The sequence below is a fragment of the Bartonella sp. MM73XJBT.G genome (assembly GCF_028618435.1).
Lineage (GTDB): Bacteria > Pseudomonadota > Alphaproteobacteria > Rhizobiales > Rhizobiaceae > Bartonella.
The window spans coordinates 1-13,706 of record NZ_JAQISW010000004.1 but is presented as its reverse complement, the minus strand read 5'-3'; the positions used below and the strand labels follow the sequence as shown (position 1 = coordinate 13,706).

Genomic DNA, 13,706 nt, shown 5'->3' with positions numbered 1-13,706 from the left:
GTATTTACCTCAAATTATATTTCTATAAATACATATTTACGTAAGCGCGCCACATAAAATTACGAATAAAATAAATAATAACGAACACCACAATAGGCGAAATATCAATTGTTCCCAAATTTGGTAAAATCCGCCGGATAGGGTTTAGAATGGGATTTGTAAGGCGATATAGAAAGTTTCCTACCAAAACAACAAAGCGATTGCGCGGATTTATGATATTAAAGACATAAAGCCAAGAAAAAATGACACTAGCGATTAAAATATAAATATAAAGATTAAAAATCAAATCAAGCGTTTGAAGCAATGCATAAACCATGCATTATCCCTTTCAATCAAGGCAGAAAAGCGTATAGAAAGCTTTTATAAAATGAATCTGTATATTGAATAATAGTTTTATACTCCAAAATCTCATGAATAAAAAACTAAACAGTCCAGATTCTTGATCTCTCTATTTGATAATGATTACCCAAGAAAACAACTATTAAAATTAAAAATAGTGCTATGAAAATAGAAGAAACAGAAAATAATCTGAAAACTTTAAAAGCAGTGAATTATAGAGCCAATATTAAATCTCATTGCTTTAATAATCAATCTATATGCACAAACTAAAAGCGGCTTTAAAAGGCCGCTTTTAGTTTTAAAATTACTTCTGCAAAGCAGTCAAACGATTAAGGGCATTACTAAAACCATTTAGCTGAACAAACAAATCATTCAAAGGTGGTTCACCAGCAGCAGCAATTGTCATCGCTAACTTTAATTGTTTTCCAGCACGTAAAGCTGCTACGTGATTTTTATCAAAAACGACTGGAACCATACAACCTGCTGGCACACAAGTCCGGATACCGGTCTCAATAACAGCTTTTCCCTCATCGACTTGTAAACGAACAGGCTTAGAAACCAAAATGCCAAAAGGAACTGTTAAATTACCCGATAGAGCACCCTCATCATTAAGAATGAGGGTCATAGCCACAACAACACGTCCCTGCTCATTTACTTCTTGACGGTGCATAAAGCAAACTTTTTTCCCTTCTTGTAATCCACAGTTAATGGCCCACAAGCCATAGGTTTCAGTCAAAGAAGAAGCTCCATTTGGCAATGTCGCTGCTGTCTCTTTTGCTGCAGAAGGCTTTGAATTTGTTGCAAAAACAACAGATGGAATACTCAAGAGAGTACAAACTATCAGTAAATTAAATAACTTTTTCATTTTATATTCCTGTTCTTTACATAAAGAAAAACATGTTTATCATCTTATAAATAATATACATCATATAAAGCAATCTTTATAAAAAAAGCTTTCTCATAGTCATATAGCTTTTATAATGATCCAAAGCTACCTCGAAATTCGCTGACAACTCTCATATAAACATGCTTTTTAAAAGGAACAGCAATCGAAGGAAGGACTTCTAGATCAATCCATTTCCATTGATCGAATTCCGCTTTATTGCCATCTGGTGGAGGATTAATCACGATTTCAGAAAGCTCTCCCGTAAACTGGAAAGCAAACCATTTCTGCGTTTGACCACGATATTTATTGCTTAATGTGCACGCAACAAGTTCTTGTGGAAAATCATAATGACACCAATTTTGTGCTTCTTTAATCAACTTTACAGATCGAATACCCGTTTCTTCATAAAGTTCTCGATATGCTGCATCTAATGGTTTTTCATCCTCATCAATTCCTCCTTGAGGAAGCTGCCAACGATAAGATCCGTCAATATCTGCATGAGCTGGCGTCATTAAACGACGGCCAACCCAAACTTTACCTTCATGATTAAAGACAACAATTCCAACACATTTGCGATAAGGAAGAGTCTTCAAGTTAACATCTGCATCCATTTATATTCCTCAAAAGCACGCAAGCTATCGGTATCATTTCTCACTTTAATATATCCTTATTGGGATCTGGAGGAAATGCCGCATTTGCCATCTCACCCCGTAACAGTTTATAAGCCTCGTTCAATTGAATATCATCCTTAGGGTCTTTCGGAACAAAAGCAGCTGAACCAGATCCTTTATTGCTTTCTCGTTTTCCTTTGATATGCCCTTTTAACGCAGACTCACCAACTTTTACATCATAACCCTTATACTTTTCAGGAAGTGGTTGCTCTACAATAATATCAGGTGTAATTCCTGTTCCTTGAATAGAAGTACCAGATGGCGTGTAATAAAGTGCTGTTGTTAAACGTAAAGCGCCATTTTCACCCAAAGGAATAATCGTTTGAACAGATCCTTTACCAAAAGACTGCGTCCCTAAAATTGTTGCACGACGATGATCTTGTAAGGCACCTGCAACAATTTCAGAAGCACTTGCCGAACCACCATTAATAAGCACAATGAGTGGTTTTCCATTGGTAACATCTCCAGGCTTGGCATCAAATCTCGTTACATCACTCTTTTTACGTCCACGAGTCGACACAATCTCACCTTTATTGAGAAAAGCACTCGCAACATTAACAGCTTGATCTAAAAGTCCACCAGGATTAAGCCGCAAATCAAGGACATAACCTTTTAGTTTATCTTCAGGAATTTTAGATTGAATATCTTTAATCGCTGCCAGAAGATTGCCCAATGTCTGCTCAGAAAACTGGATAACTCTTAAATATCCAATATCACCCTCAACGCGATATTTCACCGCTTTTACCTTGATAATATCACGAACAATCTTAACTTCAAATGGCTTATCAACGCCAGAACGAATAATTGTCAAAGTAATTGGCGTTCCAGGAGCCCCTCGCATCTTATTAACAGCTTCATTCAATGTTTGACCATTTGTTTGTACATCGTCAATTTTTGAAATCAAATCTCCTGCTAAAATACCTGCTTTTGAAGCGGGAGTATCATCCATCGGCGAAACAACTTTAATTAAGTTCTTTTCCATAGTGACCTCAATACCAAGACCTCCGAATTCTCCTTTCGTAGAATCCCGCATATCTTTAGCTTCTTCAGCATTCAAATAAGATGAATGGGGATCTAGTGATGTAAGCATACCATTGATAGCATTTTCAATAAGCTTTTTGTCATCTGGAACTGTGACGTATTGCTTACGCACGCGCTCAAAAACATCGCCAAATATGGCCAACTTTTTATATGCGTTATCTTCATTATTCGCAGCAACAGACTGCACCATAATCATTGAACAGGCGCCGAGAAATACCCCAGCGACCAAAAGAATAACTTTACGAATCATTTTGGTTCCTTCTCATTTTTTCAGTCTGCCACCAAGGAGTTGGATTTACAGGCTTTCCCTGCTTTCTAAACTCAATGTAAAGCATTGGAGCAGCTTTTCCTATATCCAATGCAACACTATTTGCAATAAATTGCATCCCCATCATACCCAGAGGCTCGCCTGAAAGAACAAACTGCCCCTGTTTTACATTAATTTTCGACATTCCGGTAAGAATGATATGATAACCATTTCCAACATTGAGAATGATTAACTGTCCGTAAGAACGAAACGGTCCAGCAAAAGCAACAAAAGCATCCGCAGGTGCTATAACAATAGCCCCTGACTCTGTTTCTATCGTCTCACCAAAACGCGTAATCTGCGAATTCTTATGAGAATATCGAATTCTTTTTCCTAAAACAGGAAAAAGTAAAGAACCTTTTCGGCTTTCAAAATTGGACTGCTCTAGCAATTGTAAACTTTTCCGTATCTGTATTGATGAATCAGAACTAAGTTTTGACTGACGGTCAAGCTCTAAAATCAATTCTTCCAAAGACTGCGCTTTTTTAGCAAGAGCAATATTTTTTTGCTGCTGTTCTGTAAGTTCTTTTTCTGATTTTTTTTGTAGTTTGTTTTTCTTATCTAATAAAAGCTCTAGACGTTTTCGCTGCTCTGCTTGACTTTGCAATTTTGTCTTTAACGCCGTATATTCTGTAGTAATGGAATGACTTAAATTGGTCAATTCCTTGAGTTTCTCTGTTAAATCTCGTGTTTTCTCTTGCATCTGAGGAATGACAGTCCCTAATAAAACAGAACTGCGTACAGAAGCCAATACATCCTCTGGCTGTATCATAAGAGCTGGAGGTGGATTCAAGCCCATACGTTCTAAAATTGCAAGAACTTCTGCAAATTCAGCGCGACGACTTTTTAAATTTTGATAGACTTGTACCCGCTTTCCTATCATTTTTTTAAGCTTTTCTTCTCTTTCAGCAATATCATCTGCAACCTTACGTTCTTCTTGAGCGGCTTTTATGAGTGCATCACTCAAAACACGTTGATCTTTTTTTAAATGCTCAACCTGACGCATAAGAAAAACAACACGCTCACGCGAAAGTGAAATATTTTGGCGAATTTCTCCCAATTCTTTATGTGCTTCTGTACTATTCATTGTATCTTCCGCATGTGATACAGAAAAGTAAAAAAACATACTCAAGAGCAGAATGACAAATATCACGCATTCCCCATATAAATATTGCATCTTTCTATGAAGAAGCTCTTTTATTTGCCTAACCATGACACCTCATCGTATACACGAGAGATGTTTTATAAATGGTGTCGGCTAAAACTATATTAATAAATATATAAATAAGTGCTAAAAATTGAACAAAAATATTTAAAAACGATGATATGGATGATGATTTGCAATTGTTACAGCGCGATACAGTTGTTCTGTAAGGAGAATACGTGCAATTTGATGTGGCCATGTCATAAAACCAAAAGATAGCAGAAAATCAGCACGATTCCTTATTTGTTCATTATGCCCATCAGGTCCCCCCAAAGCAATGATGATATCTCGAATACCTTCATCACGATAACACCCTAATTTTTCAGCAAAAGCAGCTGAAGAAATCGACTCTCCACGCTCATCCAACACAATTAATCGACATTTTTCAGGCAAAAATTCAATAAGTCTTCTTCCCTCTTCTTCCATACGTTGACATGCTGTTTGAGCACGACTTTCTGGTATCTCCTGTAACTTTTTTAAATGAAATCCTACAGCTCCAGAACTTTTAGAAAAACGATCCAAATAATGCTGAACTAATTTTTGCTCCGCTCCACTTTTCATACGACCAACCGCAAAAATAGAAATTTGCATTTTAATGATCTCCGAAGAGAACCGATGTTGTATTATTTAAATCAGGGGCCATCCATATTTTTTCTAAATTATAAAAAAGACGAATTTCTGGACGAAAAAGGTGAATGATAATATCACCCGTATCAATCAATACCCAATCACCTCCAGAAAGCCCTTCTACACGCGCAAGCTTCTGCCCACTGTCTTTCCAAGTGCGTAACAAATGATCAGCAATAGAAGATACATGACGCTGTGAATTTGCCGAAGCTATGACCATATAATCAGCTAAAGATGACTTTCCTTGAATATCAATAGCAACAATATCTTCTGCTTTTGTATCTTCTAAACTCTTGAGAATAATTTCAAGACTCTCCTTAACAGAAATAACTTTTTTTTCTATTAAAGGCATAAGATTGTAAGAGTGGTTTTGTACAACGTTTTTCAGCTCTATATTCCTTCTCTTATTATTGTAGTAATTGTAGTATGTAAAAAAGCTTTCTCTAAAAAGAAGCAGAATCTTATAAATTATTCAAGAAAAATCATCCTTCTTCAAACGAAGCTTTGTTGAAGATTGAAAAGATAAAGGTCCATGCAAATATGTCCAAACTGGTGGCTTTATAAAAGGTAATCGGTCACTTTTCCTCTCATCCAAACGAAACTGGCGATAAATGTGTGCCATAGGAGAAAAGAGAGCTGCCTTATTGCCTAAAGGACGGTCAATAATTGCAATAGGAAGCATAGAGACAATATCACGCCATCGATACCAATGATGAATCGTTGTAAAACTATCTCCCCCTATAATCCATACAAAATTTACGCCACTGTAATGGGTTAGAATATGAAAAATCGTATCTATTGATACTTTGCTTCCTATAGCCTGCTCAAAACCTGTTAAGCGAATTTTTGGATGATCAATAAGTTTAGAACTTAATCGCATTCTCTCCTCTAAAGAAAGTAACTGTGTACAATCCTTTAAAGGATTTCCTGGACTAACCATCCACCATAACTGATCTAGATGCAAACGCCGAATAGCAGTTTTTGCAACAAGAAGATGCCCCGCATGCGGTGGATTAAAGGAACCACCAAAAAGACCCACAATATTGGATCTTTCAACATGTGGCATACGATTTTTCCATGGAAAAAATGGTTTTTTCAAGCTCTAATCTGACCATTTCCTTTAACATGATATTGAAATGATGTTAGCTGTTCAATACCTATAGGACCACGTGCATGTATTTTTCCTGTTGCGATACCAATTTCCATTCCAAAACCAAATTCACCTCCATCAGCAAATTGTGTGGACGCATTGTGCAATAAAATAGCTGAATCCAAATGACTAAAAAAATTCTTCACCACTTCCATATCCTCAGCAATAATCGATTCCGTATGTCCTGAGGAATAACGCTTAATATGAGCAATGGCTCCCTCAACTCCCTCAACTGTTTTAACAGAAAGAATAGCATCAAGATATTCATGTGACCAGTCTTCTTCAGAGGCTAGTTTTACATTTGGTAGAAGAAACGCAATATCCTCTGTAGCACGTATTTCACAGCCCTTCTCCTGTAAAGCAGTCAAAACTGGAAGAAATTTTTTTAATGCCTTGTTGTCAATGAGAACTGTCTCAACAGCACCACATATCCCTGTCCGCCGCAATTTCGCATTTAAAACAATATTGCGTGCCATATCCAAGTCGGCCGATTTATCAATATAAATATGACAAAGCCCCTCTAAATGGGCAAAAATTGGAACACGTGCATCAGATTGAACGCGCGCAACAAGACTCTTTCCCCCACGTGGCACGATCACATCAATCGCTCCATCCAATCCTTTAAGCATTTCCTCAACAGCAGCGCGGTCTGTCGTTTCAACCATTTGAATTGCACCTTTTGGTAAATCAGAGCGTTCTAAACCTTTTACCAACGCACAATGAAGAGCATGTGAAGAATGAAAACTATCCGAACCACCACGCAAAATCGCAGCATTGCCCGCTTTTAAACACAAAGAGCTCGCGTCAATTGTAACATTTGGACGGCTTTCATAAATAATGCCAATCACACCAAGAGGTGTCCGTACACGACTTATATGAAGTCCATTGGGGCGTGTCCATGCACTCATGACCTGTCCAACAGGATCAGATAAACGAGCAACTTGGCGAACACTGTCTATCATTGCACCCAAACGCAATTCATCTAATTTAAGCCGATCAACCATTGCAGCTTTCAAATTATTCTGAGCAGCCTTCTCTAAATCCAGACAATTTGCTCGTAAAATTTCATCTGAATAAGCCTCTAGACTTAAAGCAATCATTTCCAACGCATTGTTCTTTTGCTCAGAAGAAGCAACAGCCAATGCTGTAGCGGCATAGCGTGCTTTTTGCCCCATATCTTTCATTTGTTTTTCTAAAGTCATCGTATCATTCACTCTACCAAAATAATAAAACAAAAGTAACTTTTTTTAAACAGAATTGGTCAAGCAGCGTAAAATCATATCATTACGATGTACCATAGCAGAGCGTGCCTCATACCCAAGAATAGATTCTATTTCTTCGCTTTTACATCCTATAATGCGTACAGCTTCATCTTTGCCATAGCTTACAAGTCCACGCCCAATCTCAACCCCATTTGTATCAACAATTGCAACCGTATCCCCACGATGGAAATTTCCCTCAACAGCAATAACCCCTGCTGCTAATAATGATTTTCCTGATTCAAGAGCCTTAATGGCCCCTTGATCAATCGTCAAAATACCTGACGGATCTAAATGACCAGAAATCCATATTTTCCAAGCACTAACAGATTTTTCACTGGCCGCAAAAAAACTCTTGCGTTCGCCTCTATCAATTGCCGCCAGAGGATTCATACGTTTACCTGAAGTAATAATCATCGCCGTTCCAGCAGCATTCGCTATCTTTCCAGCATCAAGCTTGGTCTTCATTCCTCCCCTTGAAAACTCTGAAACAGCAACATCTGCCATTTTTTCGATATCATGTGTAATGGACGCCACAAAAGGTATAAATTCAGCCGTCGGATCACAATGGGGGGACTTAGTATAAAGACCATCAATATCAGATAAAAGTATTAAAAGATCTGCCCCCATCATTGTTGCCACACGTGCAGCTAAACGATCATTATCACCATAACGAATTTCATTTGTTGCAACAGTATCATTTTCATTAATAACGGGCACTGCTCCAAAATGCAAAAGCATATTAATCGTCGCACGTGCATTGAGATAACGCCTTCGCTCTTCCGTATCAAATAAAGTGAGTAAAATTTGACCTGTTTTGAGCCCATGTTGTGCAAGCGCATCCCCATAGGTTTTCGCTAATTCAATTTGTCCCAAAGCAGCACATGCCTGACTTTCTTCCAATTTCAAAGCTCCTTTGGGAAGTTGTAGCAATGTTCTTCCTAAAGCAATAGCGCCTGAAGACACCAATAATATCTCTACACCTTTTTTATGCAATTCAACGACATCACTGATCAAGCTCTTAAGCCACTCAACGCGTAAACCCATCTGAGGATCAACCAAAAGTGCAGATCCAATCTTGACCACGATACGTTTATAATGTGTGAGTTTTTGCAATCCAACAGCCATCTCAATCAATCCTGCTATCCCCACCTGTCTCCTCTTTGCGTGACTTTTCAATAATGTGAGTACCAGCACGCAGCACATTTTCTAAACCTTCGCGACTAACCGCAGAAAACATCATAACAGGCTGTTCCGTTACTCTCTGCAAAGCCTCCTGTTTTGTTTTACGTTCTTCAACCGTGAGAGTATCTATCTGGCTTAAAGCAACAATTTCAGTCTTATCACTTAGATTATTTCCATATGCCTCAAGTTCATGACGCACAATTTGATATGCTTTTGCAACATCTTCTTCCTGAGCAGAAATCAAATGAAGGAGTACTCGACAACGCTCCACATGTCCTAAAAAACGGTCTCCAATTCCAACCCCTTCATGGGCTCCTTCAATTAACCCCGGAATATCAGCCAAAACAAATTCACGACCATCAATACGTACAACACCAAGATGAGGATGAAGAGTGGTAAAAGGATAATCTGCAACTTTTGGTTTTGCAGCTGTTACAGAAGCTAAAAAAGTTGATTTTCCGGCATTGGGTAAACCAATAAGCCCTGCATCAGCAATTAACTTCAAACGAAGCCATATTGCACGCTCTTCTCCAACTAACCCAGGATTTGCACGACGTGGTGCCCGATTTGTCGATGTTGTAAAATGAAGATTACCAAAACCGCCATTCCCTCCTTTTGCAAGGCAATAGCGCTGCCCTACTTGTGTCAAATCACAGATTAACGTTGTATTATCTTCTTCAAAAATTTGCGTCCCAACTGGAACTTTAAGGATGACATCATCACCCTTTTCACCAGTCATATTACGCCCTTTACCATGACCTCCTGTCTTTGCTTTAAAATGTTGTTGGTAACGATAATCAATCAGCGTATTAAGCCCATCAACAACAAGAGCCCAAACATCACCACCCCGTCCTCCGTTCCCTCCATCAGGCCCCCCAAATTCTATGAATTTTTCACGACGAAATGATACTGCTCCAGAACCTCCATTACCAGAACGGATATAAACTTTAGCTTGATCAAGAAATTTCATTGGAAGCACTCACTGAGGAATCAATCTCTCTATCTCTATAGGCAATACATTAATTTTACCAATTTTGCATCATTGATAACAGAAAAACTATCACTATCGCTGATAACTCTTTGAGAAAAAATTATCCCCATTTAAAGAAGTTAAGTAAAGTTTAAGCCTTCTTAAAAGAAGGCGCTATACTGATATTTTTGTTTTTCTCTTAAATTCAAGCGCTAGAAGATAAAGCTCTACTGATTCTGATCGACTTGCGGGTGGTTTAACATGATAAACTTTTTTAAAATGCTGTTTTAGTATTGCAAGAAGAGTGTTTTCTGCCCCTCCTTGAAAAGCCTTTGCTAAAAAATGTCCCCCAGGCTTGAGAACCGAAAGAGCAAAATCAGCTGCAACTTCACATAAATAAATCGTTCTTAAATGATCTGTCTGACGATGACCTGTTGTTGGCGCTGCCATATCAGAAAGAACCACATCCGGTTTTGTCCCTAAAGTTTCAATTAATTTCTGCGGTGCATCTGCATGTAAAAAATCCATTTCTAACATTGCAACTCTAGGCAATGGATCCACATGCAAATAATCAATACCAACAACACTAGGTTTTTCATCACTTGACCCTACGATACGCTCCGCTACCTGACACCATCCCCCTGGTGCTGCCCCTAGATCAATAATCTTTTGACCTTTTTTCAGAAATTTATAACGCTCATTAATTTCAATGAGTTTATAAGCTGCGCGCGAACGATAGCCATCTACTTTGGATTGATGAACATAAGGATCATTCAAATGCCTCTCTAACCATCGCCGTGACGACGCTTTAATGGTTCCAGCTTTCTTTTTTACGCGCTGATATAATTCATGTGACCCTGAACCTCCATAGCCACCCATTGGGGGTTTTGTTGTTTTTTTCATCGTTATTCATTGTCTCCACATTTAATTTTCTAACGCTTAAAATCTCTACTCTTTCTACGACGACACCATACACCATCGCGTAACATCAGCTCTATCAAAATTCCTTCCCTTAATCCACGATCAGCAACTCTTAAACGCTGACTTGGCCAAACCTCTCGAATAACATCTAAAATTGCACACCCAGCTAAGATTAAATCAGCTCTCTCTCGCCCAATAAAAGGATTTATGCTTCGTTTTTCTATATCCCATGACAATAAGCGTTTTGTCATAAGAGTAATGTCTGCATCATCCATCCAAATGCCATCCACTTTTCTCCTATCATAACGCTCTAAATTCAGATACATCCCTGCTAAAGTCGTAACCGTACCGGAAGTTCCCAAAAGATGAAATTTTGATCCTTGCGCTAGCTCTCCTAATTTATGACGATCTGAAAAATTGTTTAATAACCCTCGCACATAACTTTTCATTTTTTCAAAATCATCTAAACTAATATTATTCCCTCCAAAACGTTCAGCAAGCGTAACAACACCAACAGGAAGAGAAGTCCAAGCGGTAATTTGCCCCGCTAAACGAAAAGAACGCTTTTGAGAAACATCAAGAAGCACAATTTCTGATGATCCACCTCCTATATCAAAAAGTACAATTGCCTCAGTATTTGATTCAACAAGTGTACTACATCCTGTAACAGCAAAACGTGCTTCTGTTTGCCGATCAACAATTTCCAATTCAAGACCTGTCTCATCCAAAACACGCTGAATAAAATGTCTACCATTTTTTGCTGAACGGCAAGCCTCCGTTGCAATCAAGCGATAACGCTTAATATGCCTTTGCTTTAGCTTTAAATGACAAATCTTTAATGCTTCGATAGCACGATCCATAGCTTGTGTATTAAGAAAACCATTATTTATTAAACCTTCTCCCAATCTTACAATACGAGAAAAAGCATCAACAACACGAAAATATCCAGGTTTACTAGGAGATGCGATAAGAAGACGACAATTATTCGTTCCTAAATCAAGAGCCGCATAAAGAGGTGGAGATTTTACTTGAGAGAACCGTCGAAGAAAAGGCGCTTTGATTTTTTTTGTTTTTTGAGCACCTATCATTGTCTGACGATGAAGCTCAAAAGCTGTCTCCGGTTGAATCAAAATCCGTTTCTGTTTACAATATCCTTTTCTCTGTTGTCTCTTTATATCAACAAAGATAGAGCATGTCTCTGTTCGTGACAATGTAGAACGGTTATTTTTATTATTCCCACACTGATCATACAACTGTTTTTCTTCGGTATTGTATGATTCTCCTTGCTTTGACTCTTTTAAACCATAATTTAACGGGGTCATTTCTCTTATCCCTTGAGCGTTTCCCCCAATAAATAAACGCGAAAAATCTTCTGCTCATTCCTAAATAAAGCAACAATGCGGCATCAAATGATAAAATACAAAAAAAACTCCTTTTTTCTATCATTGCAATTTTCTACGCTCGTATCATTCAAAATTTTGTATAATCTTTTGGCTTTTTCCGTGAAGTCTTACTTCTCTTTGTGAACTTAAAACTATAAATTAATCGTTTACGTTTACATCAATTTTGTAAATTGTGCTATTTTGATATCATTTAGACGAAGTATACTTCTATTGTAACAAACCAGCACTATCATACTCTTTGCTAACGCTTAAGGTTGTAACAACCTATATACATTGATATAGTTTATAAAAAATTCTTTTTTCAACCGCGTTATCCACACATAAGCCTCTTTTATATATGCAACACAATGACTTTGATTATGCTGAAATAAAAGCTTCAGAGTCCTACAAAACGCAATTACGATAGCCGTTATCTCGTGGATACAAAGAAAAACTATCGTTTAAAAAATTCTCTAGAATTATAAATTTACTTGTTATTATAACATTTCAATTGAAAAGTATTAATGCTTAATCAGACCACTCTCAAAAGCCATATGAAACTTAAAAAAGAGCTTAACCACCTCCTTATTGATAAGGAAGACATATTTTTATTTATTTAAAATTAAGTCTTTCTCATAACTTTTTATTGCTAACAACTAACATACTCATTCTCTAAGATTTGTGAAAAACTTTAACCTAATTTTCTATTATATTGCATAAAACTTCTTACTTATTGCACCTTATAATTTACATTCAAAAATATAACACAACGATTTGTAAAAAATAACTTTTGTTATAAAGTTTTCGATGAGTTTCTAAGGACGCAAAGAATTAAGTGCTGCGTTTAACCCTTTAAATGGTACAGTAAAAGAAAATACCTTTCCCTCTTTAAGTTTATAGGAAATACGTACTTTATTGTCCTGCTCTATTTGTTTAGTAAGAATTGGCCCTACAGGTGATTGTGCCAAACAAACTGTTTCATTACACTGCGTATAATGAATAAGAACAGGTTTTTTTACTCCTTTCACAAACATTTGAATCGGAACATTTATATCAGAATTTGGCAATGTTCGAAAAAGCATCACTGCTTGTCCATTTGTCGTAGAAACAAGAGACCAACTAAAAATAGTGTTCCCTTCCTGATCATGGACAGTCTGTGTCACATTACATATACCTTGCTTAAGTTTAAGCTTTTGTTTTTCATCACAAATTAAAGTCCAGTCATAAAACTGCATAATAATTCGACGTGTTTCACCTGGTTGTCCCCTAGGTATCGATAAATGCGGTGGATGAATTGTATAAACGCCATTATTCTCATTAGCAAAGACTCCGCCCTTGCCTAGTAAGGCAAGAGCAAACAGAATCTTCACTAACACTCTTCTTTTTTTCATAATAATAATAATTTTTTCTATTATCATCTCAACCTCAGAGTTATCCCCGCGCCTATGCCCCAATGGCCTCCAGCACTTGTAATCGATACATTCGAGCGAATATTTCCATCTTCAGAGGTATAACCCGCTCCAATAGCAAAGGCAGATTGGCTTCGCCACAAACCACTACCAAATGAGACGCTTAAAGATCCTGGTATATCATAGTAACGTAAATTCGATACAGCTAAACCAATAGCTGCAGCCTGCCTTGCCTCTTTCCGGACGTCCTCAACTGCATAATTTAATGTTTCAAACTTCATATCTGTATAGGCTTTGGACTCATTAACACCATTGCTTACTATATCATTCACACGATCATCCGTATATTTCTTCG

General features: G+C 37.5%; 15 protein-coding genes. All 15 read right to left on the bottom strand.

The genetic code is table 11. The annotated features are described in order from the left end of the window. Nucleotides 1-22: 22 nt before the first annotated feature. Nucleotides 23-316: a YggT family protein gene (locus PVV59_RS03345; protein WP_273754549.1), complete on the bottom strand. Its 294-nt coding sequence runs from the start codon at nt 314-316 to the stop codon at nt 23-25. 327 nt (nt 317-643) lie between these two features. After that, nucleotides 644-1,204, bottom strand: a complete 561-nt coding sequence (locus tag PVV59_RS03340; RefSeq protein ID WP_273754548.1) for an invasion associated locus B family protein — start codon at nt 1,202-1,204, stop codon at nt 644-646. Between the two features lie 110 nt (nt 1,205-1,314). Further along, nucleotides 1,315-1,836, bottom strand: a complete 522-nt coding sequence (locus PVV59_RS03335) for an RNA pyrophosphohydrolase (RefSeq protein ID WP_273754547.1) — start codon at nt 1,834-1,836, stop codon at nt 1,315-1,317. Between the two features lie 40 nt (nt 1,837-1,876). Further along, the gene (locus tag PVV59_RS03330) at nt 1,877-3,187 is read right to left on the bottom strand and encodes a S41 family peptidase (protein WP_273754545.1); all 1,311 of its coding nucleotides are present in this window, start codon (nt 3,185-3,187) and stop codon (nt 1,877-1,879) included. Then, the gene (locus PVV59_RS03325; protein ID WP_273754544.1) at nt 3,177-4,457 is read right to left on the bottom strand and encodes a murein hydrolase activator EnvC; all 1,281 of its coding nucleotides are present in this window, start codon (nt 4,455-4,457) and stop codon (nt 3,177-3,179) included. Before PVV59_RS03325 ends, PVV59_RS03330 begins: the two co-directional genes overlap by 11 nt. A 99-nt stretch (nt 4,458-4,556) precedes the next feature. Beyond that, entirely contained in the window at nt 4,557-5,039 is a 483-nt protein-coding gene (gene rlmH, locus PVV59_RS03320; RefSeq protein WP_273754542.1) for a 23S rRNA (pseudouridine(1915)-N(3))-methyltransferase RlmH, read from the bottom strand. A gap of 1 nt (nt 5,040) precedes the next feature. Further along, nucleotides 5,041-5,427, bottom strand: coding sequence for a ribosome silencing factor (gene rsfS / locus PVV59_RS03315; RefSeq protein WP_273754541.1), 387 nt, complete (start codon nt 5,425-5,427; stop codon nt 5,041-5,043). Nucleotides 5,428-5,547: 120 nt separating this feature from the next. Continuing rightward, nucleotides 5,548-6,141, bottom strand: coding sequence for a nicotinate-nucleotide adenylyltransferase (locus tag PVV59_RS03310; RefSeq protein WP_273754539.1), 594 nt, complete (start codon nt 6,139-6,141; stop codon nt 5,548-5,550). Nucleotides 6,142-6,170: 29 nt separating this feature from the next. Continuing rightward, the gene (locus tag PVV59_RS03305) at nt 6,171-7,427 is read right to left on the bottom strand and encodes a glutamate-5-semialdehyde dehydrogenase (RefSeq protein WP_273754717.1); all 1,257 of its coding nucleotides are present in this window, start codon (nt 7,425-7,427) and stop codon (nt 6,171-6,173) included. A 45-nt stretch (nt 7,428-7,472) separates the two neighbouring features. After that, nucleotides 7,473-8,612 (bottom strand): glutamate 5-kinase, encoded by a 1,140-nt coding sequence (gene proB / locus PVV59_RS03300; RefSeq protein WP_273754716.1) that lies wholly within the window; start codon nt 8,610-8,612, stop codon nt 7,473-7,475. Nucleotide 8,613: 1 nt separating this feature from the next. Further along, nucleotides 8,614-9,639, bottom strand: coding sequence for a GTPase ObgE (gene obgE, locus PVV59_RS03295; RefSeq protein ID WP_273754538.1), 1,026 nt, complete (start codon nt 9,637-9,639; stop codon nt 8,614-8,616). 174 nt (nt 9,640-9,813) lie between these two features. Continuing rightward, nucleotides 9,814-10,542, bottom strand: a complete 729-nt coding sequence (locus PVV59_RS03290; protein WP_273754537.1) for an RlmE family RNA methyltransferase — start codon at nt 10,540-10,542, stop codon at nt 9,814-9,816. A gap of 29 nt (nt 10,543-10,571) precedes the next feature. Further along, nucleotides 10,572-11,882, bottom strand: a complete 1,311-nt coding sequence (locus PVV59_RS03285) for a Ppx/GppA phosphatase family protein (RefSeq protein ID WP_273754536.1) — start codon at nt 11,880-11,882, stop codon at nt 10,572-10,574. A gap of 875 nt (nt 11,883-12,757) precedes the next feature. Next, complete coding sequence (locus PVV59_RS03280) at nt 12,758-13,360, bottom strand: invasion associated locus B family protein (RefSeq protein WP_273754535.1); 603 nt, start codon at nt 13,358-13,360, stop codon at nt 12,758-12,760. Further along, nucleotides 13,357-13,706 (bottom strand): YadA-like family protein (locus PVV59_RS03275; RefSeq protein ID WP_273754534.1); only part of this gene is annotated, 350 nt, incomplete at its 5' end. The genes PVV59_RS03280 and PVV59_RS03275, both read right to left, overlap by 4 nt.

What these genes read in the sequence shown, in the direction of transcription:
- PVV59_RS03345 (WP_273754549.1), bottom strand. Translation starts at nt 316, where the DNA reads ATGGTTTATGCATTGCTTCAAACGCTTGATTTGATTTTTAATCTTTAT.
- PVV59_RS03340 (WP_273754548.1), bottom strand. Translation starts at nt 1,204, where the DNA reads ATGAAAAAGTTATTTAATTTACTGATAGTTTGTACTCTCTTGAGTATT.
- PVV59_RS03335 (WP_273754547.1), bottom strand. Translation starts at nt 1,836, where the DNA reads ATGGATGCAGATGTTAACTTGAAGACTCTTCCTTATCGCAAATGTGTT.
- PVV59_RS03330 (WP_273754545.1), bottom strand. Translation starts at nt 3,187, where the DNA reads ATGATTCGTAAAGTTATTCTTTTGGTCGCTGGGGTATTTCTCGGCGCC.
- PVV59_RS03325 (WP_273754544.1), bottom strand. Translation starts at nt 4,457, where the DNA reads ATGGTTAGGCAAATAAAAGAGCTTCTTCATAGAAAGATGCAATATTTA.
- rlmH (WP_273754542.1), bottom strand. Translation starts at nt 5,039, where the DNA reads ATGCAAATTTCTATTTTTGCGGTTGGTCGTATGAAAAGTGGAGCGGAG.
- rsfS (WP_273754541.1), bottom strand. Translation starts at nt 5,427, where the DNA reads ATGCCTTTAATAGAAAAAAAAGTTATTTCTGTTAAGGAGAGTCTTGAA.
- PVV59_RS03310 (WP_273754539.1), bottom strand. Translation starts at nt 6,141, where the DNA reads ATGCCACATGTTGAAAGATCCAATATTGTGGGTCTTTTTGGTGGTTCC.
- PVV59_RS03305 (WP_273754717.1), bottom strand. Translation starts at nt 7,427, where the DNA reads ATGACTTTAGAAAAACAAATGAAAGATATGGGGCAAAAAGCACGCTAT.
- proB (WP_273754716.1), bottom strand. Translation starts at nt 8,612, where the DNA reads ATGGCTGTTGGATTGCAAAAACTCACACATTATAAACGTATCGTGGTC.
- obgE (WP_273754538.1), bottom strand. Translation starts at nt 9,639, where the DNA reads ATGAAATTTCTTGATCAAGCTAAAGTTTATATCCGTTCTGGTAATGGA.
- PVV59_RS03290 (WP_273754537.1), bottom strand. Translation starts at nt 10,542, where the DNA reads ATGAAAAAAACAACAAAACCCCCAATGGGTGGCTATGGAGGTTCAGGG.
- PVV59_RS03285 (WP_273754536.1), bottom strand. Translation starts at nt 11,882, where the DNA reads ATGACCCCGTTAAATTATGGTTTAAAAGAGTCAAAGCAAGGAGAATCA.
- PVV59_RS03280 (WP_273754535.1), bottom strand. Translation starts at nt 13,360, where the DNA reads ATGATAATAGAAAAAATTATTATTATTATGAAAAAAAGAAGAGTGTTA.